Source organism: Actinopolymorpha sp. B9G3 (assembly GCF_040120725.1).
GTDB lineage: Bacteria > Actinomycetota > Actinomycetes > Propionibacteriales > Actinopolymorphaceae > Thermasporomyces.
Genome location: NZ_JBEEAB010000039.1, coordinates 1 through 23,705 on the forward strand (window position 1 = coordinate 1; position 23,705 = coordinate 23,705).

Annotated in this window: 25 protein-coding genes and 3 pseudogenes; 14 read left to right on the top strand and 14 right to left on the bottom strand. The window is 65.2% G+C overall.

The features are described 5' to 3' along the window. Positions 1-386 precede the first annotated feature (386 nt). The 3 genes from ABNF93_RS33270 to ABNF93_RS33280 all read left to right on the top strand — a co-directional run bounded on the left by ABNF93_RS33270 (position 387) and on the right by ABNF93_RS33280 (position 2,040). Positions 387-1,094 carry a sensor domain-containing protein gene (locus ABNF93_RS33270; RefSeq protein WP_349332243.1) on the top strand — a complete coding sequence of 236 codons (708 nt, stop codon included), beginning with the start codon at positions 387-389 and terminating at the stop codon, positions 1,092-1,094. A 150-nt stretch (positions 1,095-1,244) separates the two neighbouring features. Beyond that, complete coding sequence (locus ABNF93_RS33275; protein ID WP_349332244.1) at positions 1,245-1,586, top strand: phosphotransferase; 342 nt, start codon at positions 1,245-1,247, stop codon at positions 1,584-1,586. Positions 1,587-1,728: 142 nt separating this feature from the next. Continuing rightward, positions 1,729-2,040, top strand: coding sequence for a hypothetical protein (locus ABNF93_RS33280; protein WP_349332245.1), 312 nt, complete (start codon positions 1,729-1,731; stop codon positions 2,038-2,040). Between the two features lie 101 nt (positions 2,041-2,141). On the opposite strand, the gene ABNF93_RS33285 is transcribed toward ABNF93_RS33280, so the two are convergent. Beyond that, the gene (locus ABNF93_RS33285; RefSeq protein ID WP_349332246.1) at positions 2,142-2,960 is read right to left on the bottom strand and encodes a class I SAM-dependent methyltransferase; all 819 of its coding nucleotides are present in this window, start codon (positions 2,958-2,960) and stop codon (positions 2,142-2,144) included. A gap of 471 nt (positions 2,961-3,431) precedes the next feature. On the opposite strand from ABNF93_RS33285, the pseudogene ABNF93_RS35175 reads away from it, so the two are divergent. The 4 genes and pseudogenes from ABNF93_RS35175 to ABNF93_RS33300 all read left to right on the top strand — a co-directional run. After that, positions 3,432-3,876 (top strand): annotated as a pseudogene (locus ABNF93_RS35175) (acyltransferase domain-containing protein); the annotation flags it as partial. Next, positions 3,877-4,446 carry a hypothetical protein gene (locus ABNF93_RS33290; protein WP_349332247.1) on the top strand — a complete coding sequence of 190 codons (570 nt, stop codon included), beginning with the start codon at positions 3,877-3,879 and terminating at the stop codon, positions 4,444-4,446. A 333-nt stretch (positions 4,447-4,779) separates the two neighbouring features. Further along, positions 4,780-5,595, top strand: coding sequence for a phytanoyl-CoA dioxygenase family protein (locus tag ABNF93_RS33295; RefSeq protein ID WP_349332248.1), 816 nt, complete (start codon positions 4,780-4,782; stop codon positions 5,593-5,595). 222 nt (positions 5,596-5,817) lie between these two features. Next, complete coding sequence (locus tag ABNF93_RS33300; protein ID WP_349332249.1) at positions 5,818-6,690, top strand: phosphotransferase; 873 nt, start codon at positions 5,818-5,820, stop codon at positions 6,688-6,690. Positions 6,691-6,936: 246 nt separating this feature from the next. On the opposite strand, the gene ABNF93_RS33305 is transcribed toward ABNF93_RS33300, so the two are convergent. Next, positions 6,937-7,062 (bottom strand): hypothetical protein, encoded by a 126-nt coding sequence (locus ABNF93_RS33305; RefSeq protein WP_349332250.1) that lies wholly within the window; start codon positions 7,060-7,062, stop codon positions 6,937-6,939. Positions 7,063-7,065: 3 nt separating this feature from the next. Further along, complete coding sequence (locus tag ABNF93_RS33310; protein ID WP_349332251.1) at positions 7,066-7,956, bottom strand: phosphotransferase; 891 nt, start codon at positions 7,954-7,956, stop codon at positions 7,066-7,068. Positions 7,957-8,627: 671 nt separating this feature from the next. On the opposite strand from ABNF93_RS33310, the gene ABNF93_RS33315 reads away from it, so the two are divergent. Next, a complete protein-coding gene (locus tag ABNF93_RS33315) occupies positions 8,628-9,710 on the top strand; it encodes a LacI family DNA-binding transcriptional regulator (RefSeq protein ID WP_349332252.1) in 1,083 nt (360 codons plus the stop codon). A gap of 113 nt (positions 9,711-9,823) precedes the next feature. Here the strand turns inward: ABNF93_RS33315 and ABNF93_RS33320 are convergent, their stop codons facing one another. Both ABNF93_RS33320 and ABNF93_RS35180 read right to left on the bottom strand, forming a co-directional pair. Then, the gene (locus ABNF93_RS33320) at positions 9,824-11,959 is read right to left on the bottom strand and encodes an alpha/beta hydrolase-fold protein (protein ID WP_349332253.1); all 2,136 of its coding nucleotides are present in this window, start codon (positions 11,957-11,959) and stop codon (positions 9,824-9,826) included. Positions 11,960-12,417: 458 nt separating this feature from the next. Further along, on the bottom strand, positions 12,418-12,639 hold the full coding sequence (locus ABNF93_RS35180; RefSeq protein WP_502877673.1) for a hypothetical protein: 222 nt from the start codon (positions 12,637-12,639) through the stop codon (positions 12,418-12,420). A 46-nt stretch (positions 12,640-12,685) separates the two neighbouring features. Between ABNF93_RS35180 and ABNF93_RS33330 the strand changes: the two genes are divergently transcribed. Continuing rightward, on the top strand, positions 12,686-13,231 hold the full coding sequence (locus ABNF93_RS33330; protein ID WP_349332254.1) for an AAA family ATPase: 546 nt from the start codon (positions 12,686-12,688) through the stop codon (positions 13,229-13,231). Positions 13,232-13,811: 580 nt separating this feature from the next. Here the strand turns inward: ABNF93_RS33330 and ABNF93_RS33335 are convergent. The 4 genes and pseudogenes from ABNF93_RS33335 to ABNF93_RS33350 all read right to left on the bottom strand — a co-directional run bounded on the left by ABNF93_RS33335 (position 13,812) and on the right by ABNF93_RS33350 (position 17,070). Continuing rightward, entirely contained in the window at positions 13,812-14,282 is a 471-nt protein-coding gene (locus ABNF93_RS33335; RefSeq protein WP_349332255.1) for a nucleotidyl transferase AbiEii/AbiGii toxin family protein, read from the bottom strand. A gap of 132 nt (positions 14,283-14,414) precedes the next feature. Then, positions 14,415-15,152 carry a class I SAM-dependent DNA methyltransferase gene (locus tag ABNF93_RS33340; RefSeq protein WP_349332256.1) on the bottom strand — a complete coding sequence of 246 codons (738 nt, stop codon included), beginning with the start codon at positions 15,150-15,152 and terminating at the stop codon, positions 14,415-14,417. A gap of 262 nt (positions 15,153-15,414) precedes the next feature. Then, positions 15,415-15,873, bottom strand: a pseudogene (locus ABNF93_RS33345) (phosphotransferase); the annotation flags it as partial. Positions 15,874-15,891: 18 nt separating this feature from the next. Further along, entirely contained in the window at positions 15,892-17,070 is a 1,179-nt protein-coding gene (locus ABNF93_RS33350) for an MFS transporter (RefSeq protein WP_349332257.1), read from the bottom strand. On the opposite strand from ABNF93_RS33350, the gene ABNF93_RS33355 reads away from it, so the two are divergent. Genes ABNF93_RS33355 through ABNF93_RS33365 form a run of 3 tightly spaced genes read left to right on the top strand, consistent with a single transcriptional unit; the run spans position 17,047 to position 18,573 of the window. Then, entirely contained in the window at positions 17,047-17,196 is a 150-nt protein-coding gene (locus ABNF93_RS33355; RefSeq protein ID WP_349332258.1) for a hypothetical protein, read from the top strand. The two genes, ABNF93_RS33350 and ABNF93_RS33355, sit on opposite strands and share 24 nt — an antisense overlap. Before the next feature lie 14 nt (positions 17,197-17,210). After that, positions 17,211-17,708 (top strand): hypothetical protein, encoded by a 498-nt coding sequence (locus tag ABNF93_RS33360; RefSeq protein ID WP_349332266.1) that lies wholly within the window; start codon positions 17,211-17,213, stop codon positions 17,706-17,708. Next, entirely contained in the window at positions 17,599-18,573 is a 975-nt protein-coding gene (locus tag ABNF93_RS33365; RefSeq protein ID WP_349332259.1) for a sulfotransferase family protein, read from the top strand. The genes ABNF93_RS33360 and ABNF93_RS33365 overlap by 110 nt, the downstream gene beginning before the upstream one ends. Before the next feature lie 111 nt (positions 18,574-18,684). Here the strand turns inward: ABNF93_RS33365 and ABNF93_RS33370 are convergent, their stop codons facing one another. Next, positions 18,685-19,761, bottom strand: a complete 1,077-nt coding sequence (locus tag ABNF93_RS33370) for a helix-turn-helix domain-containing protein (protein WP_349332260.1) — start codon at positions 19,759-19,761, stop codon at positions 18,685-18,687. A 113-nt stretch (positions 19,762-19,874) separates the two neighbouring features. Here ABNF93_RS33370 and ABNF93_RS33375 point away from each other — a divergent pair, with 113 nt between their 5' ends. Continuing rightward, positions 19,875-20,006, top strand: coding sequence for a hypothetical protein (locus tag ABNF93_RS33375; RefSeq protein WP_349332261.1), 132 nt, complete (start codon positions 19,875-19,877; stop codon positions 20,004-20,006). A 337-nt stretch (positions 20,007-20,343) separates the two neighbouring features. Here the strand turns inward: ABNF93_RS33375 and ABNF93_RS33380 are convergent, their stop codons facing one another. Continuing rightward, positions 20,344-20,745, bottom strand: a complete 402-nt coding sequence (locus tag ABNF93_RS33380; RefSeq protein ID WP_349332262.1) for a hypothetical protein — start codon at positions 20,743-20,745, stop codon at positions 20,344-20,346. 65 nt (positions 20,746-20,810) lie between these two features. Further along, positions 20,811-21,007, bottom strand: a pseudogene (locus ABNF93_RS33385) (hypothetical protein); the annotation flags it as partial. An 81-nt stretch (positions 21,008-21,088) separates the two neighbouring features. On the opposite strand from ABNF93_RS33385, the gene ABNF93_RS33390 reads away from it, so the two are divergent. Beyond that, positions 21,089-21,895, top strand: a complete 807-nt coding sequence (locus ABNF93_RS33390) for a TIM barrel protein (RefSeq protein WP_349332263.1) — start codon at positions 21,089-21,091, stop codon at positions 21,893-21,895. A 411-nt stretch (positions 21,896-22,306) separates the two neighbouring features. On the opposite strand, the gene ABNF93_RS33395 is transcribed toward ABNF93_RS33390, so the two are convergent. Both ABNF93_RS33395 and ABNF93_RS33400 read right to left on the bottom strand, forming a co-directional pair. After that, positions 22,307-22,978, bottom strand: coding sequence for a Type 1 glutamine amidotransferase-like domain-containing protein (locus tag ABNF93_RS33395; protein ID WP_349332264.1), 672 nt, complete (start codon positions 22,976-22,978; stop codon positions 22,307-22,309). Between the two features lie 252 nt (positions 22,979-23,230). Further along, entirely contained in the window at positions 23,231-23,626 is a 396-nt protein-coding gene (locus ABNF93_RS33400; RefSeq protein WP_349332265.1) for a DinB family protein, read from the bottom strand. Positions 23,627-23,705: the final 79 nt, after the last annotated feature.

Genomic DNA, 23,705 nt, shown 5'->3' on the forward strand with positions numbered 1-23,705 from the left:
ATCGCACCCACGAACCAAGAACGTCCCGATCACCGTCATGCAACACCAACGCCGCAGCAGGAGGATGAGCCATACCAGCATCCTCCCAGGAACAACCGTCCAATCATTAACGCCACGCCGTACTAGGGACTCTCACTCGCCAGGATCGAAAGGTTTATGGAAGAGATGCCCACAGCTGTGGTGAAGTTGCTCCGCTGAGAAAACTCTCGCCACGTTCTCGCCCAGCTGAAGAATAGGAGCGGCCAAGGCAACCCAGGGGACGTTCAGTGCATCCTCAAAACAAGGGGTCCTCGCCACCATCCTGGACCCACCAACGAGGGGAGAATTTCGTGGGTGTGCGCTTTCAAGCCATGACCACAGCATTGGCGACCTCTATCGTTGTGGCCATGACCACCGCTGTCGTCGGCGCGACAACTGCTGGACCAGCTGCCGCTGCCGAACCAGCCCTGACCCGCAGCTCCACCATCAGTGGGGTCGGTGCGCCAGCTGTCGCCGCGCCTACGGACGCTCTCACCGACCTACGACGTGCTCGCGCGGCGATGCTCGTCACCGACGACGCACCCTATGCCGGCACCATTCCATGGCGGATCCCGCGTCCTGACCGCATCCAGGTCGTTGGAGATCCCTGGGACGAGGTCAGTCACCCCTGCCGGGAAGCGACGTACGCCCAGCTCGGCGGTGAAGCCTTCCGCAACCGCATTCTCGTATCGGATACAGCCACCAGCTATGACGCCTCCGTCGAAGAAGACGTCCTGCTGTTCCCTGACGCGGCGACGGCCGCCAGCGCCTACGATCAGCTCGCCACCGAGTTGACCACCTGTCAAGAGCGGCTTGCTGAGACAGGCGCCGACCTCCCCGTCACGTACGTGGGCGACGTCGCCGACCCTACCGGCGGCCGGGGCACGGTGTGGAACGCCGACTTCGCCACGAGCGACCCCGAGTTCCTCGAGGACATGACGGCAGCAGTCGTTCAGCACGGGCGCGCGATCGCGGTCATCAGCGTCAACCGTTACGGCACGTTGGCCACCTACGACCCAGCCGCGGCCCTGCCGACGGCACAAGCCGCCCTCACCCGGCTCAGCTACTTCGACTGAGCGCGTGGGGAGATGCCCAGATGCAGGCGCCTTCCTGGCCGGCCAAGATGCCGCCGCACATGTGGGGCCTCACGATGCACGACGTGGCCGCAACGTTGTCGGGGCCTCTAGCCACCTCCGCTGAAGGTGGGGGAGGGCTGGAAGTTGGTGATGCTGCCGTGGGCAGACTTCCCAGCCCACGTCGACTACCACCCCGGCAACGTGCTGGTCGGCGAGGATGGCACGCTGACCGGGATAGTGGACTGGATCGGCGCTGCACGCGGAGACGCACGGTTCGCGATCGTGGCCAGGCGCGTCGCCGGCCCGCCAGACCGGTTGCAGGACGATGTCGCACGCCATATCGACCAAGCCCTCGATGAGCAGCTCACATCGGACGAACTGCGGCCCTACTGGGCCGTGCTGTCGCTGCGGCTGGTGGACTGGTCGATCGGACATTTCCCCGACCCGCTCACCGAACGCTGGCTCGACTTCGTCGAAACCCGGATCGACTAGCAGAATCCGAAAAGCGACCGCTAGGGAACGCCAACCATCGATCCCTGCGCGAGCACGACGGCGACGATGCGGATGTCCGCAAGGGATCCCCAACCGAACGCCGACCTACGCAGCCACGTTGCCGCTGCCTATCGTTGACGATGTGCTGCAGATAGGCGAGGTAGACCGGCTGGCCGATGCGCTGGAAGGTGTGCCCCGCACAACGGCGGACGGTCTTGCCCAGTGGCGGTACCACGGCAGGCTCGTCGCCCGCCAGCTTGACGACACCCATGTGGTGATCCGAGCCGACTTCGACTACCGCGCCTCGGTGCTCCGGCAGTTCCCCGGAACCTTCAGCGTGCCGCCCCGGTACATCAAGCACATGATGGTCGTCGCCGATCTCGCCAGAGGCGACGCTGGTGCCATCGAGGATGCACTCGAGGCAGCGTGGCACCTTCAGCGAAGCGCAGGCTGACAGGCTTCCCTCGCGCTTCCCATGGACTGTCCGCAGGACGATCCTCGACCGGGCGACTGCGGAGTCTGAGGCGAACGCCCGGCTGAGCGGTGGCCGTAGCGCTACTTCCGGGCAAGGATCACTTTGGTGTCGCCTGGCCAATCCCAGAAGAGGCCCTCGGGTGACCGTGCCCGCAGCAGATTCCGCACATCGGTGGCGAATGCTTCGACCCGATCGCCGAACAGGTGCGGCGCTGAGAAGGAGAGTGAGAAGTAGCCAGCCAACACGCTCTCGGTATCTCGAACCAGGTCGGGGATGCCGGGCGCGAAGATCACTTGTGGCACGCCGAATCGGGTGCTGGCGATCACGTCTTCGTTGGCACGGTGGGCCGGCGGAGCACCTTGGCCAGCTCTCCTGGTTGATCCGAGATACTTCTCCACCAAGGCTTCGATCTCTGCGTGAGGGATCGGGGGCGGCCCTGGGCTTGGCGGGACAGACGGGCCGCCGGCCTTGTGCATGACCAGCACCAGGGCGCCGCCCGGCTCCAGCATGTCGTACACCGTCTCGGCTACACGAATCGCGTCTGTCCACCAGAAGGATGAGCCGAAGGTGACCAGTCGATACGTCCCTGGCGCCGCGTCGGGTAGGTCCTCGGCCAGAGCCTCCACGCACGTGATGCTCGCGATGCGCTGCTCTTCTGCGGCCCTGCGAGCCTCGGCGATCATGTCCGGGTCGGGGTCGAGCCCGACGGCTTCCTCGAACAGGTGGGCCAAGCGCACAGTAAGAACACCGGGGCCGCATCCAACATCCAGGAGCCTTCCGCGGCCGTCCAGGCCAAGTTCCTTACCGAGAACAACCTCAAGCGCCGACGAATAGGCGGGCCTGCCGTAGCGGTAGTGGGCAGCCGCGCCCTGGTAGATCGTCGGGTCGTATCGCACCATCAGAGACTATTCGTCAGCCATCCGGTGAGGGTGACCCGTGGCGGTTCGCCGACGGACACCGCCAGCGGTCGCCCGATGCGGTCCGTCGGCGGGCAGGCCATCGGGCAACTTCACCGGGCAATGGCTGAGCGCGGACTCGGCATCGCACAGGGGACCCCTCAACGCACACCCCCGGTTGGGATCCAGAAACCTGGCGCTGCATCGCGCCTGTGGCCTACCGCCTTCGGCCTTGAGAGCCTGACGGTCGGCGCCTGGTGACACCGACGCCCGACCGAGCGGTTGGCGCGCCAGTGGACTCGTGGGGGTTGACGGCGGCGTTAGAGTCTCGCGATGGGAGGCCCTCTTAGACGGATGGTTTGCCCTTCCCCCGCAGAGGAGCCCGACTCCGCAGGCTCCGCGATGACGGGAGGGGAACGTCTAATGGGACCAACCAACAGCTCAGAGCACGCCGCATCCCAGCTCGACGCCGCCATGGTTCAGCGTGAGCTTCAGCTGTCCGAGCCTGTGATCACGATTCTAGGCGGCGTAGACCTTCCGGTTGGGTCATGTGGACCGACTCTGCCCAGCGATACCGAGGCCAACACTCTCCTCGAACACCTCGATGTCGAGGCGGCAGATCGAGGAGCGGTCATCGCCGCGCGTCCCAGTTCGACGAGGCACTCGGCTCTGTGGTGGGTGCTTGACCGCGCTTACCACTTCCTCGTCGCCAATATGGGGGTGCCGCCCGAGAGTACGCCCGATCCAGCGATCGGGCGCGCTCTGCCAACACACACCGGCCCCGTCGGCCGGCATCTGCATGTGTGGGTGTGCCTGGCGGTACTGCGCCACGTGCGCCTTCCACACCGAATCCGGCATCTCTGACGACGTGTCGTGGGCCAATCTCGCTGACCTCGGACAGGCGATGAGCAGGCACCGAATGGCCACTGGCGTCGCCGGCGTGGATGCCGAGTGGCTGCTCTCCCGGACCTACCGCGGCCTTTCCTACCGCCTCGGCCGGCTGGTCTTTGAACGCGGCCGACCACAGCCCGAGAGCACGACACACGCGGTGCTCGGTCCCGGACAAAGCAGCGTCGCAGTGCACGTTCCCCGCGTCGGCGGGCGCCTGGACCCTGGCGCCTGCGACGACTCGTTCGCCCGCGCCCAGAACTTCTTCCCCCGTCACTTCCAGGACAACCCCGTCGCCTTCGACTGCCATTCCTGGCTGATGGATGACCAGCTTGGCCACTACCTGCCTGCCACATCCAACATCATCCGGTTCCAACGAAGATTCGCCTTCTTCAATGACAACGAACCGGCAGACCATGAGATCCTCGCCCTCGTCTTCGCTCGCCGTTACGACGGCCCGCACGTACCAGGTGAGCTGCTTGACGAGTTGCCCCAGGACACCACCCTGCAGCGCGCAATTGTCACTCACCTACACCGCGGCGGGCACTGGCATAGCCGCACCGGCTGGTGCCCGCTGCCAATGCCAGCGCGGCTGTGTTGAGCACGGCTCGCAGGCCGTCCTGCGCCAGCTTGGGTGTCGCCGTCGCCCGCACGGCGGCTGGGGGCACCGGGCACGCGAGACTGCAACGAGTACGAGATGACGGTGTTCGTTGGGGAACGTCAACCGCCGGCACCTTGGGCGACGACACGGCGACCATGCCGGGGTGTACGCAAGGGATCCCTAGCCGTACGCGCGAGCTTCCCTTGCGGACTGGCTCGAGGCACCAGCGGACAGCGGGGAATGTCCCCTGACTTTGGGAACTGTGACCGCGCGTCTGCCGTACCGGTCGAAACTCGATTGACCGGCGATGGCGACGCGATCAGGCTTGAGGCCATGTTGACCGATGCTCAGCTCGTCGCGTTTCGAAGGGATGGGTTCGTAGCAGTCCGGCGGGCCGTGCCAACAGCGGTCGTGGAACGTTGTGTCGACGTGATCTGGCAGCGCCTCGCCGAGCGTGGCGTCCGGCGGAACGAGCCGGCGACCTGGACCGAACCGCTCGTTCGTATCGACTGTCCCGAAGACGATGGCGGCGGCGGGCCGTTCGCCGAAGCTGGTACTGCGTCGGCGCTGTGGGAGGCATACGACCAGCTGCTGCGCCCCGGTACCTGGTGGAAACGAAAAGGGGTCGGCGGGACCGTGCCCGTGCGCTTCCCCGGCGAAGCCGACCCAGGCGAAGCCGGCTGGCACATCGATGGCAGCTACAGCGTCAACGGCACCGGGCGTGTCAACCTCCGAAGCCGCGACCGCGGACTCCTAGCACTGTTCCTGTTCACCGACGTCGGTCCAGACGATGCACCCACGCGGATCCGGGTCGGTTCCCACACCGACGCCATTCCCTTCCTCGCCGACGCCGGAGACGACGGCATCGACTTCGACCTGACCGTGACCGACATCGCACACGCCAGCCGCGACAGACCGGTCGCCTACGCGACCGGGGCGGCCGGCGACGTCTACCTGTGTCACCCGTTCCTCGTCCACGCCGCGACCTGGCTACACCGCGGCACCACGCCACGCATCATCGCCCAACCAGGCGTACTGATCATCGAGCCGTTCCCACTCACCAACCGCACAGACGCTCACCCAGTCGAGGCCACCATCCTCGACGCCCTTTCAACACTCGGCCGCGACGCTCCGAAACAGAATGCCTAGAGTCCCGCGTCTGAATCTCGTTTGGGGATCCCCTTGTGAACGGAGAATTCGAGTTCATAACCACACATGACTGTGGCGCTCCCCGTACGTTGGGGTTCCTCAAACGGACAACCCCTTGCGGGGCGCACAGCATGCGGTCGGCACCAGCGGCAAGATCCGCTGCACCTTTGGCGGAACGGGAATCGGCTCGCGCACGGCAGTGAATTCTGGTGTCGTTCTGCCATGACTGTTTCTGATCTCGCTGCGGCTCTTGATGTCACCGTGGTACGCCAACTCGCCGGTGGTGAGTGGGGTGCGTTTCTAGTCTCGACGGCGAGCGGCGCCGCAGCGGTGCTGAAACCGCTGCCACGGCACGAGCTCTTCGCCGAGGATGTGGTTCGGCAGGCTGTGGAGTTCGCTCGTGCGTTGCGTGGCGATGGTTATCCGATCCCGGCGTACCTCGATGTTGGTGTCATCGACGGCCAGGTCTTCACCCTGCAGGAAGCTGTCGACGGAGACGTGCCTTCAGGGCTACATCCCAGTCATGCTCGACAGCTCATCGAGCTGCGCCGCCGTCACATCGATGCGGCCCTACCACATGACGCGGTCCTGGCAGCTGGTGCATGGGGGGCTGAGCTGGTGGATTGGCTGTGCGACGGTGACGGACCGGAACAGCAGGCCGTCCGTCGCTCTGGTGATCCGCGTGTCTCCAGGTTGCTTGACGAGGCGATCGAGGTCGGTCTGCGTACCGATCCCGCGATCTTCCGAGGTGCCGATGTCGTCCACAACGACTTTCACTATGCCAACCTGCTCGTACGCGGCGAGGAGGTCGTGGCGGTCTTTGACTGGGAGGGAGCCCGCGCCGGTGACTCCGCCGTGGATCTAACGACACTAGCGTGGTACGCATCCGCCAGTGACAACCCCGTCACCGCTGCAACGGCTGCCCTCGTCCGTGCTGAGCTTGACGCCGCTGTGCCGCCAGAGGTGCGTGCGGCACTGGCCGCTCGCTTCGCCGTAGGCAAGCTCGCGTTCGCGATCGGTGCCAGGCCCGACTACCTGCCCGGCACGCTCGAGATGGCCGAGACCTGGTTACGACCGCAATGGGTCGGGCGGTAGGGGCGTTCTCTCTCAGCTGGGGGCAGCCCTGACTGTCGGCCTCAACACCGGTCGACCCATGCTGGTGGCCCTAGGCATCAGGTCGGCCTGGGCGAGTGACGCCAATGTGCCTGGGGACCGCGTTGTGGTCTGTCCGCTAAGGGATCCCTTGCGGGACACCCGCCTGGTCGCCGACGTGCTCGCCCAGGTATGGGCGATTGTCCTTCCCCAAATGAGACGGCGAATGGCGGCACCGTCGCTGGGCCGTCAGTGAGGTGCGGCGTCCCACTTTGCTATGCCGGTTCGTCTCGGCTCGTCTGCGTCGTCCCGCAGCGTCGCCTTCGCGGCGAGCAGGTCGGCCGGGCCGCCGGCGTCGTGGTCGTGGCGTGGCATCGCTCAGATCGCCTGCCAGTCGAGGCCGTCTGGTTGCGGGAGGCCGAGGCACGCCGCGGCCCACGCCAGGTCGATCGCGGCCAGGCGGACGAACACCTTGACCAGCCACGGAGGTGCTGCTCGTTCGCCGACGGCGCGCCGGACGAGCAGGGCACAGCCGGCCGCCGCCCACCCGGCGCCGGTGGGCATCACGTCGTACGGCGGCGGGCCGCCTTCGAGGTGCAAGGTAGGGAGCAGGTTGGCCAGGTCGTGCTCGGCGTGGCCGCACGAGGCGTCGGCCCAGTCGACGAAGACCACGCGTTCGGCGTCGACGCAGATGTTGTCGCTACGAAGATCCCCGTGGACCAGGCGATCGCCGGTGTCGTCGAGGCCTGCTTCGGCATCGACAAGTGCGGGCGCCGCGTGGTCGAGCCAGGGCGCCGAGCACAGCCCGAGTTCGAGGAACGCGGCTCGGGCCGGGCCTTCGCGTACCAGCGCCGGCCAGCGCCCCTGCCCCCGCCGCGTCGGGACGAGCCCGCTGGGAGCCGGTACGCGGCACAGGTCCGCGACCGCGGCGAGCACACGGTCGATGTCGCCCTCCCGCCAGTCCACGCCCTGGTGGCTGGCCGGCCAGTGCGCGTGCCGCAGGTCTTCTACGACGAGGATCGGATGGCACCCCGGCTCGTCAACCCAGGCGACGACGCGCGGGACGAAGCGTTCGGGGACGTGTTGGAGCGCGAGGTACTCGGTGCGCAGCCAGCCCTCCGTCGGTTCGTCGGTCGCCGCCTTGACGAAGACGCGACTTCCGTCGGCCAACGTGACCGAATGACGGGCAGCGGCGGACAAGCCGGTGTCGGGCTTGACCCATTCCTTCACCGGCTGGTCGAGAACGCGCTCGATGCGCTCACGAATCACCTGTCAAGACTAGTACTGCAACGGAGGTCCGGCAGGTCGGCCCACAGGACGTCGACGTACCCGTCAGGCATGTCGATCCCTCGATCATCACCCGTCCCGGCCGATAGTCCTTCCTCAAACGGACAGCCTGGCGGGAAGCCCTGGACTGTGCATGCGTGACCGTCCAGCCCAGAGTTCCGGCGGCTGGCCCACGCCGGGCTCAACTGCGCCGTCTTCGCCGAGTGGGGATGGATGATGCCGGCACCGCAGCGCGCAGCGGCCAACACCTTCACCGGTCACCTACCCCTCGGCGGCTGACAGCCGTTAGCGCCGGATCCCGGTCCGATGTTCCCCGCGGGCCGTGAGGGACCCCGTTCGATGCGGCCCGTCTCGTCGACCCACGGCCTCGCCTCCGACGATCGCGCTCCCACCTTGGCCGCACCTGGGCCGTAGCTGAGCGCATCTGATGCCGGATTGCCTGTCGGCCGGCATCTCCGCGGGCCTCGAGGCAGAGCCATGCCGGGTCATTAAGGTCGGCGTGCACCGGTGCGTTGGTTGGGCGTCGACCAGGCTGTCATCAGCTAGATATACTTTTTGGCTGCGCGCGCGGCTGGGTGTCGCCTGGCATCGCCAGGAGTGCGGGCAGTTGCTCCGGTGGGTCACAGATGGAGGACAGGGCGGGCAACAGTTGAATGGGTAAACAGGGCAAGCCCGCGTCGACCGACCGAGCGGAGGCGCATCTGATTCCGACGTTGCAGGACGTGGCGCGTGTTGCCCGTGTCTCGGTCCGGACAGTTTCGAACGTCGTCAACGACTATCCACACGTGCGAGAGAGGACGCGGCAGCGGGTTCTCTCTGCGATCAAGGAACTCGGTTACCGTCCCAATCTATCTGCGCGTGGACTGCGGGTCGGCCGGACTGGTGTCATTGGGCTCGCTGTGCCGGAGTTGAGGCAGAACTACTTTGCCCAGCTCGCCGACGCGGTCATCCAGGCAGCGGAGAAGCACGACCTCGGTGTTGTCGTGGAGCAGATGGGTGGCAAGCGCGAGCGGGAGCTGGATGTGGTGTCCGGCGGCCGGCCTTTTCGCTTAGCGGACGGAGTTCTGTTCAGCCCGGAGCGACTGGGGCAAGAAGACCGCCACCTCCTCGACGTCCCCTTTCCCCTCGTGCTGCTTGGCGAACGCATATTCGGGGGACCAACCGACCATGTGACGATGCACAACGTGAGTTCCGCCCGGGCCGCCGTCGAGCACCTGCTTCACCTCGGCCGACGGAGGATCGCGCTTATCGGTGCCCACCCGGACGGGCGCGAGGCGGTGCGAGCGTCAGACCTGCGGGTGCGGGGCTACCGGGCTGCACTTGAGGCGGCGGGGATGACCGTCGATCCGCAGCTTCTACGGGTTGCGGCACCCTGGCACCGAGACAACGGTGCCGATGCCATGCGTGAACTCCTCGCAGCGCGCATCCCATTCGATAGTTTGTTCGCGCTGAATGACACCCTGGCACTCGGTGCATTGCGCGTCCTCGGCGAGTCGGGTCGGCGAGTGCCGGAGGACGTCGCTGTGATCGGTTTCGACAATATCGACGAGGCTCGATTCTCGCTCCCGTCGCTATCCAGCGTCGATCCGGGACGAGAAGAGATCGCGCAGACCGCCGTCGACCTTCTCATCGAGCGGATCGACGAGAAAGACGGTACCCGTCAGCCTTCGAGACTGATCAAGTCCGAGTTTCGGATCGTCGCTCGCGAGTCCACCACGCCGTCGTCACTGACATAGCGGCGGGAAGGGACGAGAACGGGCGGCGAGACCTGGAGATCCTCGATGTCGCGCGGTCGGCCGATGTTCGATCGGCCGACCGCGCTCTCAGGGTCGGGTTTCTCTGTCCGAGGTCAGTCGACGGGCCTGAACAGACGCGGCGCGAAGTCGATGAGGTTCTTCTGCCATACGTCCCAACCATGTGGTCCTGGTGTGGGCCCGTCGAACTCGTACTCGATACCGAGTTGGTCCATGGTCGCCAACGAATTCATGAATGAGGGGTAGACGAAGTCGGTCAGGTCGCCGACGTAGACCCGTAACATCGTGGTGCCGTTGTTGATCGCTTCCACGTCGATTCCCGACGTATTGCCGATCCCGGCAGAAAATGCTCCGATATAGGTGAACTCACCGGGATGGGTCTTGAGCACCGTGTAGGTCTGGCCACCACCCATCGACAGGCCCGCAAGAGCCCGCTGCGACGGATGCGCGGAAATATTGTAGGCCGCCTGCGACGCCGGCACGATGTTCTCGAGCAGCTCGGTCGTGAAGTCGGACACGTTGCCGTTGCTCATCACGACCACCATCGTCTCGAGGTTTCCGTCAAGGAAGTGGTTGTCGAGGATCTGCTTGGCGCGTCCCATCTCGACCCAGACGGTGTAGTTCTGACCGCTACCATGCTGAAGGTAGAAGACGGGATACGGCTCCGCACGATCGGGATCATAACCAGGCGGTGTCCACACGAGGGACGTGCGTTCCTGCCCGGCAACACTGCTGTCGTAGGTCAGCTTGCTAATCTTGCCGCCTTTACCCTCGGGAACGTCGGCGAGCAGACGCGCCGACCTCCCGGCAACGAAGAACGTGCTCCACGTCGGCTCGGTGGTGATCTTTGTTGGGTTCGAGGTGTCCTTCATCGAGGCGAGATCCACGATGAACTTGTAGTACCAGAACCCAGGCTTGAGTGGACCCACCGTTGCGCGCCACCGGTCTCCAGACTTGGACATCTCGACCCGCAACCAACTGCCGCCCGGCGCCCAGTTGCCCCACACCGTGACGTGTTCAGCAGCCTTGAACTCCGTGCCGGTCTCGAAGGTGACGAAGGTGTTCCCCTTGGCGTCCTTGGTGATCCACGGCGTCGGAGTAGTGCCCGCAGAGGGCGGTGTGAACTCACTGTCCATCCCCAGGTGACCGGGACTCGGACCGTGGTCCGAGACCCTCTGGAACAGACGCGGCACGAAGTCGATCAGATTCTCCTGCCATGCGTTCCAATTGTGACCCGCGTCAGGGTTGACCCCGTCGAATTCGTAGTCGACTCCAGCCTTGTCGAACTTCTTGCTTAGGCTGTAGTTGGCGTTGTAGGCGCCATCGGTCACGTTTCCGGTGTACAGACGCAACAGCTTGGTACCTTCGTTGATCGCTTCGGCGTCCGCGCGGCTAACATCATCGCGCAGGCCACCTGCGAACGAGCCGATGTAGCTGAACTCTCCAGGGTGAGCAAGCAGCGTGCCAAGCGTCTGGAACCCACCCATCGACAGTCCGGCCAGCGCCTGCCGAGCCGCGTCGTCGGAAATGTTGTAGCTGGAGCGGGCTGCCGGCACGATGTTCTCAAGCAGCTCCTTCTGGAAGTTCGACACATTGCCGTTGGCCATCACGACCACCATGGGCTCCATGTCGCCCTGGACCGAGAGGTTGTCCAATATCTGCCTGGCTCGCCCGACCTCGGACCAGTCGCGATAGCTCTGACCAGCACCATGCTGGAGGTAGAACACCGGGTAGGGTTCGGCGCGATCAGCGTCGTACCCCGGCGGTGTCCACACCAGCGCCGACCGCTCCTGACCCGCCACAGTGCTGTCATAGCTGAGCGTCTCGATCGTGCCACCCTGCCCCTCCGGCACATCGGCAAGCAGCCGCGCCGAGTCACCCGGCACAAAGAAGGTGCTCCACTCCGGTTCGGACGCCACACTCGTGGGGTTCGTCGGATCCTTGAGGACCTTCGTGTCGTCCCCTGTGATCTGGTAGTAATACAACCCCGGCGCGAGTGGGCCGATCACTCCCGTGAAATTGCTGCCCCGACGGGACAGACCGAACTCCGCCCAGTTGAACGACTTGCCGAAATTCCCTTCGGCAACGACCTGCGACACCTCACCGATGCTGCTCGTGATGGAGTCCACCGGGATGGTGAGCGTCGCGAAGCCGTCTTTGTTCACAGTGAGCCACGGCGTCTCCGCCGCTACCGGCCGCACCACCACCATCCCCGCGGCCGCCACCAACACACCAGCAAGCAGCGCTCCCGCACGTCGACTCAGACCCAGACGGCGTATTCGCCTCTGATCACACCTCATCGCCATTGATTCCCCTCCTCCGTCCGCCGGCAGCCCGCCACAGCGTGGGGCACAGTGCAAGCAGGGCCGAAGAGAGCCAATGCCCTCGGCTGTCGGTATCGCGGCGGACCTAGAACGCCATCGACCGTTACCGTTCCGCGATTTTTGCAACGTCTGCAAAACTGTACGAGGAAAGCTAGTGACGCTCCTCAGGACGGTCAACGAATCAGCCGAATTCGGCCGGCTCCAATGCCGTAGGCACTCGGCATCGCGCTCGAGTCCTCATCGCCGGCGCCTGCCCCACCTGCCAACAACCAATCACCATCGAACGCATAGAGTCACTCGGTCCAACCTGACAAGAGTCCTACTAGCGTCCTCGGACGGCCGGGGTCCGGGAGGGCGACCTGCACTCATCGAAGACCGCAGAGGCATTCGCCCCCGAAGACCTCACTCTGGGCGGGAAGCTCCGGGCTCCTCTCCGTCGACGACGCGACCGCGGCGACCGCCACGCAGCCGCCCAGCGCCACCTGTTCAACCGGATGCTCGGCATGCTCCACCACTGCCTGGCCACCGGCCAGCCCTACGCCGAACATCGAGCCTTCGCCGGCTGATTGAAAGGAGAGGGCGCCCAACGAGCCAGAGTGTGGCTGTCTGCCTGCATCGGTAGCATCGCAGGCCATGCGACTCGTTCTTCTGAATGGCCCGCCGGCAGTTGGCAAATCGACTCTTGCTCGACGCTATGTAGCTGACAATCCGTTGGCCTTGTGCCTGGATATCGACGAGATTCGCTGTCGCCTTGGTCAATGGGACTCGCACCCCCAATCGAATCCCCTTGCGCGCACACTTGGCCTCCAGATGGCGCGGGCCCATCTAGCGAACGGCTACCGGGTGGTTGTACCGCAGCTTCTCCTGCGTACAGAGTTCATCGACGAGCTAGCTGGGGCGGCGGCCGAAGCGCAAGTACCGTTCACCGAAGTCGTGCTGCTAGCCCCCACGCTCGAAGACGCGATAGTCCGCTTTCAACAAACGCAGAACGCCCTTGCTGCCTCGGGAATCCCGCATCCCCGGCAGGCAGTAGCTGACGAAATCGAAGCGATCAGCGTGTCGTACGAGCGGCTCAGCTCGCTTGCCAAACAACGGCCACAGGCCAAGGTGCTCTGCACGTCGTACGGCGACATCGAGGGTTCGTATCGATCCTTGCGCCGGATGATCGAGGGCAAGTGACGGCCTGCCCCCGAACGGACACCAGACACTCGCTTTGCAGCTTGACGTTAACCCCTGTGGGAGGTCTCCGGGAGAGGAGCATGGGGCCTCGAGCCTGTTGTTGCCGCAATGGGTTTGGCGGTTGGGAGAGCAGGATTGAACGGCACCGATGTTGGGTCAGAGCAGCGGGAGCAAGTTTCTGACTTCTGAGAGTCGGTAGGGACTGTGGACCTCCAGCGCCAGCCCATAGAGGCCCCGTTGCGCCGTTGAGATCATGCCGAAGCAGGAGTTGATGTGTCGCACCGCCTCCAGCACGGGGGGTGCAGCTTCTTGGTTGGCTGACAGAGAGCGTTCAGAACGGTAACCAGCCACGAAGGAAGTCCGTACCCTCAAGCCGTCTGGTGAGGGATCCTTGCGGGCATCCCGCATGGTCGCAGTCGGTTCGCCCCAGGCATCGACCGTTGTCGTTCCTGCGGGCGCATGTTCAGCGGTTCGTTCACGGAGCGCCCAGCCAACTGTCTAGTGCTGCCTCGAGATCCCGGCCGCGATGATAGCCGCGCTCGGTAATCAAAGCGATCAGGTGACGGGCGTCCTCGAGATCCTAGGCGTCCGCCCGCTCGATCAACGTACGCAGGTCGCGGTCGCGTTTCTCGCTACGCCGCCAGCAGAGCTTGACCGCGATCAGGTCCCCGATGCGGGCGACCGGGATCGTCAGGCCCGGCGGGACCTCCAACGACTCCGCCGCCCCCACGACCTCGGGCTCGACGCCGGAACTCGCGAAGAACAGGTCGACGCCCACGTCCTCGCCGGCGACAGGTGAGAGCAGCCGTACGGTCGCGAGTCGACCGGTCTGGTCGTGCAGGATTGACTCCCTCGACCGGTAGCCGGCCGCGAGCAGGTCACGGACACGTGCCTTCGCCGCCGCATCATCGGCCGCTGCGACGGCGATGTCGATATCCGCGGTGGGTCGCGGCTCCGCCCGCGCGCAAACGGCGAGGCCGCCGACCAGCGCCCAGTGCGAACCGAGGTCGTGAAGATCGCCCACGATCTGCCGGAGGGCCTCTTCGAGCATGATCACGAGGATCCACCCTTGCAGTCACCGACGGACGTGGCCAGAGATTTCCGCGCGAGGCAAGCACGACCTGTCTGCCCGATGACCGATCCCTGACGGACGGACGTCGACCGGTGATGGCGCGTCCTCAGCTCAGGCGGGCTTGCGCCATACGGAGACGTGCTTGGGGCTCTCATCGGTGAACGGGTGGCCGTCCCAGTCTGCGACGCGACGCTCGAGCTCGAGGCCGGCGATTCTGGCCATCAGGTCCAGCTCGGCTGGCCAGGCGTACCGGAATCGCCCCGCGCCGCGGCGCCAGGTCCCGTCGGGCTCCTTGGTGAAGTGGTGGGAGGTGCACATCTGGTGCACCAGGTCATGGGTGTCGAACCCGAGGTGATGCTCGCTGACGTCGAACGGCGCCGCGAGCTGGCCGGGTGGCAGGCGACGCAGCGGCGGCACCCAGAGCTCGATCAGGAACCGGCCACCGGGGGCCAGATGTCGGGCGGCGTTGCAGAAGCACTCCACCTGCTCGTCCTGAGTGAGCAGGTTGGAGATCGTGTTGAAGACCAGATAGACCAACGCGAACTCGCCGGGCACGTGCGTCGTCGCCATGTCGCCGACCGTCACCGGCAACGTCTCCACGTCGACCTTGGTCCGAAGCTGGTCGACCATCGGCTGCGACAGCTCGATGCCGACCACGGGCACCCCGCGCTCCCGCAGAGGCACGCCGACCCGGCCGGTTCCGATCGCGAACTCCAGCGCCCTGCCGTCGCCGGCGAGGTCGGCCAGGAAGTCCACGGTCGGCCCGAGCACCTCAGGCGAGAACATCTCGTCGGACAGGTCGTCGTACCGCCGCGCGGTCTCCTCGTCCCAGAGCGCACTGCTAGTCACGTCCGCCGATCCTGCCCCTCCCGGTCCAGACCGCCAACCGAATTACCGCACGGCGTTCAGCCTCGAGCCGGTGTGGCGGCCGGCACAGCGTGGGCCGAGGTGCTGTCCGTCGTGCCCGGCGTCAGCTCAACATCGACGCCGGGCTGGTCGTAGACGGGTGCCGACCAGCAGCGAGTCAGGAGCCCTCGTCGAGCCCGTGTTTGTTTGGGGATCGGACACGCCTCGGCCCGTCCCAATGATCGGCGGCCCCGTAGCTGATATTTCATGCGTACGACATGTATGGCTCGTGCAGGCGCTTCACGAGGTCCTTGGAGCGCAAGCCTTCCCGGATCCAGGCCAGCCTCCCCAGCGTGGGGAGCATGTCGTGCTCGGCGTCGCTGAGTGGACGCACGGACTCGTAGCCGTCGATGACGGGCGCTCTCACTAGCTCGGGAATCCGCGTGTAGTAGACGGCGATGTCATAGGCGCGCCAGCTGTATCCGCACAGGTCGAAGTCGAACCACGTGATCTCTCCGTCGGCGGTGAAGTTGTGGTTGAGTCCCTGGACGTTGCCGTGCACGATGCCCCAGCCGCCAGGTCCCGGATCGAACGCCCGGATGCGGCGTCGAATGTCGGCAATCTGCTCCATGATGAAGGTGACGTCGGCCGGCGGGTCCGTACGCAAAGAGGTCCGTAACTGCTCCAGCCACCGGTCCAGCAGAGTCTGCTCGCCGAGCGTATAGCGATCACGACCCTGCGGTCACCGAGGTGGACGGCGTAGGTGTCGTTGAGACCGGAATGCAGAAGCCGGCATTCGTCCGGCGTCCCGAACGCATACTCGGTGGCGAAAGTGCCCTTGCGGACGACGCTTGATGATCGTTGCCACCCCCTCCGGCGGCTGGTTCTTCCGGAGGGGTGGTTGCTGCGTGGGTTGTGGGTGGGTGTCATGGTCGGGTGTGGCGGCTCGGGCCGGTGATGGCGATGAGTGCGCCGATGGTGAGACCGTTGCGACGGTGAGTGCCGCGGTGAAGCCGTTGGTGAACACGTCGGGGTTGGCGTATCCACCGGCGTTGGCGAATGCCGCGCCGAGGATGGCGATGCCGAGCATGCCGCCGAACTCGCGCACCTTGCTGTGTACTCCGGCTGCCTGTCCGAGTGCGTTGTTTCGCACCGCGCTGAGGACTGTGTTTTGTACTGCGGGGAAGACGGCCGAGGCGCCGATGCCACTGAGGATCAGTGGCCCAACGATCTGGGTGTAGCCGGTGCCAGGGGCGGCGATCAGTGCGAGCCAGAGCATGCCTGCGGCTTGGAGCAGTAGGCCGGATACGCGGACGATCCGGTTTCCGTAGCGGTCGGCGAGTGCGCCGGCCAGTGGGGCGATGAGTGGCATCGTCCCGGTCCATGGGAGCAGCCGCAGTCCTGCCTCGATCGGGTTGTAGCCGAGACCGGTCTGGAGGAACTGCGCCATCCAGAACACCACGTCGAGGATGACGGCGGAGTGTAGTAGCGCGGCGATGTTGCCGGTGGCGAATCCGCGGCTTTGGAAGAAGGCGACCGGCACCATCGGGTGCGGGGTGTGACGTTCCCATCCGAGGAAGACGATAAGCAGCAGTGCACCGACTGCGAGCCCTCCCACGACCTCTGTCGCGGTCCAGCCAACCCCGGCCGCGCGTACCAGTGCCCAGATCAACCCGAGGGCCGCGCAGGTGACCAGGATCAGTCCAGGCAGGTCGAGCGGCGCCCTCGCGCCGTGGGTTTCTGGAACCTTCCGGAAGAGCAAAGGCAGGACCATCAAGCCGATCGGGACGTTCAGCCAGAAGATCCACTCCCAGCTTGCTAGCGCGGTCACTGTTCCGCCGAGGGCCGGCCATCTCGACGGCGACCGGCTGGCCGGATCTACAGCGAGCTCGATCTCGTGGCTGCAGAGTGCCTGCGCCAAGGCACGTGGGACGCGCTGAACCCAGCCGAGCTGGCGGCGGGCCTTTCTGCCCTTGTCTATGAGTCTCGTACGCCTGAAGACGTGGGTCCGCCCACCTACCCGGTGGTGCGGCACGCGAGGCTCTAGGCAATGTCGTACGGATCTGGGGCGATCTCGATGCGCTCGAATCCGATTTCCGGCACGACTTTCTCCGCGAGCCCGACCTCGGCTTTGCGTGGGCGGCCTACCGCTTGGCTTCCGGAATGTCCCTCACCGTGGTCTTGGACGAGTCAGGCCTTGCTGCTGGCGACTTCGTACGGTGGGTGAAACAGATCATCGACCTGGCCGATCAGATTGCCGACGCGGCAGGCGAGGGTCCACTCCGTCGCACTGCCCGCGCCAGCGTCGACGCTCTGCGCCGAGGCGTCGTGGCCTTTGCGTCCGTCGGTCCGACGCCGACTGAGCGAGCGTCACGCTGGGTGAGCGCGGTCGGTCTCGGAAAGCGTTTCGGACGCCCGAGGACGGCGTACATGACTATCTTCTACGGCCATGAACCTTCTCGAGATCTCCCGGGCGGAACGGGAGGCCGCGCCTGTGTTCATCGTCGGCGAAGCACGCAGTGGTACCACCATCCTCAGCCGCATCCTGCAAAAACATGAGGCCTTCCGCCCACGCGAAGTGAACCTCAGGGAGAGCGCCGTCATGGCTCATGCCAACCAGAACGCGACGTACGGACCGCGCCTCCCAAGCAGCCTTCACGGCTATATGGGAGATTCACAGCGATATGAGGACTTCCTCGCCTCGCTCGCGCCGATTCGGCATCTGATGCGCACCGGTATCGTCCTTCAAGAGAGAATCCCATCCCAGCGTGCAAAGGACCTGATCTGGGCGGCCACCGGCCATGTCCTTCTCGTGCGCTCGTACTTCCACCATGCTCGGCTCGTCCGTGGCGCGAGGAGAGTCGTGGAAAAGACGCCCTCGCACATCCACCACGTCAACCGGCTGCTGCGCTGCTATCCGAGGGCACGACTGATCTACATTCACAGGCACCCAGTAGACGTCTACAGCTCCTACGTTCGCAGGTCTCAGATCGATCCGAAGTCGCGCAGCTGGACCAGAATGTCGCTGAAGGCGTTTGCGAAGCGGTGGGAACAGCGGACGACGCTGGCGATCGAGGCCGCGGATCGCCTGCCCGACGCCTTCCTGCTCCTGCCCTACGCCGACTTCACCGGTGACGCCCAGACGACGATGAGGCGGGTCTGCCATTTCGTCGGCGAGGAATTCGATCCAGAGATCATCATGGAACGCGAGCCAGACCTCACGCGGCTCAAGGAGACACCACATGTGTACGGGCAGATCGTCACCAAAACAAAGGACTGGAGCGACTACCTGAGCGCTGAGCGCGCCGCGCGACTACAGGAGTTGCTGGCCCCGATGATGGCCAGGCTGTCCTACCCGCCGTACGGCGACCCCGACCGAAGGGCAGGGGCATCGCCCGGTGCTCGCCACGAAATAGGACCGTAGGTGTCCTAGTTGGTGGCTACGTTCGGGCCATGACGACATCGCTGCTGAAAGCTGAGTTGCTGGAGTTGTCTGCTTGGGACTGGCAGCGCTTCCGTGACCGCATCGATGGTCTCACTGATGTGGAGTACTTGTGGGAGCCGTTGCCGGGCTGCTGGTGGGTACGCCGGGGCGAGGACGGGCTGTTCTACTGCGACGGCAGGAATCCACCCTTGATCCGCCGCCGTTCACCACGATTGCCTGGCGGCTTTTGCCATCTGATGGGTGATCCTCCCGAGGACAACCGCGACAGCTGGCTCGGCTTCCCATCCGATTCTGGAGACTCGTTGTGCGGTGCCCGGGACGGCGGCGGACGCGATCGTCGAACTCGAACGACGCCACGAGTACTGGCACGGCAATCTCGCGGCTCTGGACCCGGACAGGCTCGCCGAACGACTCGGACCGATCGCGGGACCGTACGCCGAAGACACCAAGGCGGGCTTTGTGGTTCACTGCCTCGACGAACGGATCCACCACGGCGCAGAGGTCGGTGTCCTGCGAGATCTGTACCGCTCGAGTCGTCCGCAGGAACCGTTTGTCGCGGCTTGTCTGCGCGGTGACCGCGGCACCGCCGAGTTGCTGCTGCGCGAACTCGTTGACCAGGTCCAGGACGCGGCGGTAGAACTCCTCGGCGTCGGCGTCGGCGTCGGCGTCGGCGTCGTCGATCCAGGCGTAGCGCTTGATCGCGCGGAGATTGTCGTCGATGTGAGCGGGAGCGGCCTCGGCTGCCCACTCGGCCATTCGGTTAGGGATCAGCTCGGTCTGTTCAGGCGTGATCTGGCCGACGTAGAAGACTCGGGCAGTTCTCCCGTAGAAGCGTTCCTCCCGCCCCCGGATCATGCGCGTTCGTACAACCTTGAGCATCCCGGCCTCGGCCAGCAGATCGACGTGATAGGCGACCGTGCTCTTTGGGCGCTTTACGGCGGAGGCTAGTTCTTGCACCGAGGCCGCCCTCTCGAGCAGTAGTTCGAGCAGGGTGCCGCGGAAGGAGTCGAACATCGCCTTGAGCTCCTGGGTGGACGTGACGATGCGCACGTCGTCGAGTTCGTAGTCCGGCACCTGCTCGAGGCAGCCGATCGAGAGCTGTACGAGGAAGTGGGGGGTCGGCTCAAGGGTCCGCTGGAATGGATCGGTGCCTTCCGGGTCGATCACAGCGTGGCCGGACCGTACCGGCCGCACTTGCCGTTTCCGATCTCTTACTGGGCGTACACGGCTGAGATATCGAGCTGGTCGCCGAGCCGACGAATCCCGGTGACGGCGAGCAAGTGACTGCGGTTCAGGTACTCCCGATCGATGAGGCGATTGAGTTCCTGTCGGTGTTCGATGACGGCCCACTGCTCGACGCCGTGAAGCTGGCCCACGCGCTCGAACTGGAAGCACCAGACGGTGCCCGGTAGACCGTCCTTTGCCGGACACTCGGCTGCATCAACACCGTTGGCGAGGTGTCCGCGGCGCTGAGCCGATGCGCGTTCATGCGGACAGCGCCAGCCCGAGGGGCGTCAGGTTCCGTAGCTTCACCGCCGGTCGGGCGGGACTGTCTAGACTCTGCGGATGTGACTGTGTTCCACGAGGAGATGATCGGACGCGCGGTGGCCTGGGGTCAGAACGCTGATGAGGTCGCAGGGCAGGTTCTGTATGGCTCGCTGGCGCAGGGGCGTGGGCGACGGTTGTCCGACGTGGACATGGTGGTCGTGACGGGCCGGCGATTCGCCGGAATGCTCGCTTGCGAGCGCCTTAGGAGGAACTCAGAGCGTCCAGCGACGCCCTGGGAACGATGCCGTCCGCCCGACGAGCCAATGCCTCATCGATCGTGACCAGCGCATCGGCCTGAAGCCGCGTCACGGCGAGGTACTCGGCATCCCCCATAGTGTCCCACCCCTGCTCCCGGGCGATCCGCCAGGCTGTGCGACGGGAGACCCGGTCGCCCAGCAGCCGCATCTTCACCTCGGTCAGGCGCTCGTGCATTCGCAACGCCTCGACCTCGTCGAGCTCACCGCATCTGACCCGTTCGAACAGCAGCGACAGTGCCTGCGACCGCACCGGATTTGGTGCGACAAGCTGGTGATCGGGACTGATCTGCACACCGGTCGACACGATGTGCAGCAAGGTCCTGGCGTCGACCACGTAGCGCGTCATGGCTTGCAGAATACGGCAGGCCGTCCCCGACCGTCCCGAACCTGTCGATGCAGATTGAGTCGTGATCAATGGGTCGTTCGGGTGAGATCTTTGATCCAGATCATCGAGGCTCGACGGTGTAGGCTCGCGAGGTAACTCTCCGGGGTCTTGTCGTACCTGGTGGCGATGCCTCGCCAAGCCTTCAGCTTGTTGATCAGCCGTTCGACGGTGTTTCTCTCCTTATAGAGAGGTCGGCGTCATGGCTGATGGGCCGGCCGCCCCGGGTGTCAACGGCGGCTGAATATGGAGCCGGTAGACGGCACACTGTGTGTCCTCCAGTGCACTGAGAAAGGTTGCGATCCCGATGTACGAACTCTCGGCCAACCTCGAGCTCCTTTTCACCGAGCACGGCGGGCGAGGTGGCGAAGCGGGCGACAGCGCCGCTGACCGTGTGCGGGCCGCCGCCGAGCTCGGCGTACCTTCGGTGGAGATCTGGCTCTGGCGAACCAAGAACCTCGACGAACTCGCCGAGACACTGCACGCCACCGGCACGGCGCTCCAGGTGATGTGCGTCGAACCGATGGGCCACCTCGTCGACCCATCGACACACGACACGTTTCTCACAGCCGTGGCCGCATCCGCGGCGGCAGCCGACAAGCTCGGCTGCCCCTATCTCGTGGTCACTGCCGGCCAGGACCGGCCGGGTGTACCTCGATCGACCCAACACCAGGCCATCGTGGACGCGCTTCGCCAGGCGGCACGGGTTCTCGAACCCTATGATGCGACGCTGCTCCTGGAGAATCTCAACTCCAGGGTCGACCACCTGGGCACATTCCTGGACTCGACCACCGAATGCCTCGACATCCTCGACGAGGTCGCCTCACCACGGGTCAAACTCCTCTACGACCTCTACCACTCCCTCGTCATGGACGAAGACCCGGAAGCCGTGCTCGCCGGGCGCACGCAATGGCTCGCCCATGTCCAGATCGCCGACGTCCCCGGACGTCACGAACCCGGCACCGGTTCGGTGGACTGGCCCCGCCAGCTCACGATCCTGCAAAAGCTCGGCTACACCGGACGGATCGGCCTGGAATACACCCCCACCGCCACCTCCGCCCGCTCGCTCGATCACATTCGCGAGAGTGCCCAGGCGGCGGGCTCGGTGCAGTAGGCCTCGCTCGGCAACACAGCCTCTCCTTACGTCTAGCCGAACGCACCGTAGTCAAAGGTGGTCGTTCGCCCATGGCCCATCGCTTGCCATCGCGCCACGGCAATCGGCCGAATTCGCGGGTGTCGAACCCGGGGATCCTCATCCGGACGCTGGCCCCGTATCGGAACGCAAGGTCAGCGGCTCAGCCACTCACCAAGGTCAACGGAACAGTTTTTGCGCGGCCCGGGAGGGCACTCGGCGACGACTCTGGAATCCTGCGTGACTGATCTGACCCCGGGCATCAGCTCTTCGGACAAGCCAGTTCCCGGACCCACAACCATCAGTAACCCTAAACCGGTCCTCGCCGCGGTGTCTTGAGACAAAGGTGAGCCTAGGAAGGGCGCCTCGCTCACTCGCCGTTGGCGTCGGCAGCTAGGAGGGAAAGAGCCTCCAGTGCCCCTCGGAGACGACCTCGACGGTGCCGTCGACCACCTTGATGGCCGTCTCGTCGTCCATTGCGTACGCCGGACCCGATATGCCGGCCGCCCATTGTTCCGCCTCTGCCATGGAGTTGCCCGGCATGCCCTCCTGAGCCAGGTGTGGACAGATCGAGAAGTCAACGACGCCCAACGTGCTGTCGTTACCGGTCGGCGGTCTCCACTGGACGAAGTCCTCCCCGATCCTGGGGGTCATCACCATGCTCCCGGCGCTCAGTCCCACCCAGACCGTCTCTTTCAGCGACGGAAGCAAGTTCGCCAGCCCGGACTGCCGCATCCAGTGGCACAGGTAGAGGGCATCGCCGCCCGCCACCAGCAGGACGTCCGTCTCCTGGACCAGGGGCACCCAGCGCTCTTCATCGATGCTGGGCAGCGCGGTGAGCTCCAGCACGCCGACGGACTTCCAGCCCAGGTCGACCATGGGCAGGTCAGAGTTTCCACTGATGAACCGCCAGGCACCGACGCCGGGGCCGACCATGGGGTGCCCGTACTGCGCGGTGGGGATACACAGCGCGCTCGAGTCGGCGATCGGCTTGCCCAGCAGATCGACCAACGCGCGGTGGATACTGGCGTTCTTCACGCCCGCGGACGTGAGAAGAAGCCTCAAGATGCCTCCCGATTCGAGTGCGATGGGGCGGTCTGAGGTATAGACCAGGGACCACCGTGAAACTCATCGCTGCTGAACGAGGCAAACCTACCTGCGACAGGCCGCTCGCTCCGCAGATCAGGATCGAGCGCACACAGCACCGCACGCACCGCGGCATGTCCGAACTCAGGCACCGAACTCCATCCTCGCTAGCGGATCCCTCAGCGGACACCGCAGCGGTATGCAGCCAGCCAGCGGGTGGTCGTTAGCGTTTCACTGGCCGGTGGTGCCGTCGATCGCCTCGCGGATGATGTCGGCGTGGCCGTTGTGTCGTGCGGTCTCCTGGATCATGTGGGCCAGGATCGCGCGGAGGTTGCCCGGCGCGCCCGAGGGCGTGGTGACGACGTCGTCCAGCTTGCCTGTGGCCACTACCTCGCGGGCCCGCTGGCATGTGTGCATGTACAGCCCGACCAGCCCGTCCGCGGTCTCATCCTGGTCGATCCGGAAGTCGGCCTCGGAGTCGAACAGGTCCGGCTCGTCAATCCCTGCGTAGATCTTCAAGAACCAGTGCTGCTCGGTGCCGGCCAGGTGCTTGACCAGCCCCAAAAGGCTTAGGCCGGACCTAGGGCGTGTCCCGTAGATCTTGGTGGTCGAAGTTCGATAGATCATTGGTGTGTTTGATCGTCATGACTTGACTGATGAGGAGTGGCAGCGGCTGGAGCCGTTGCTGCCGGAGCAGCCGCGGCAG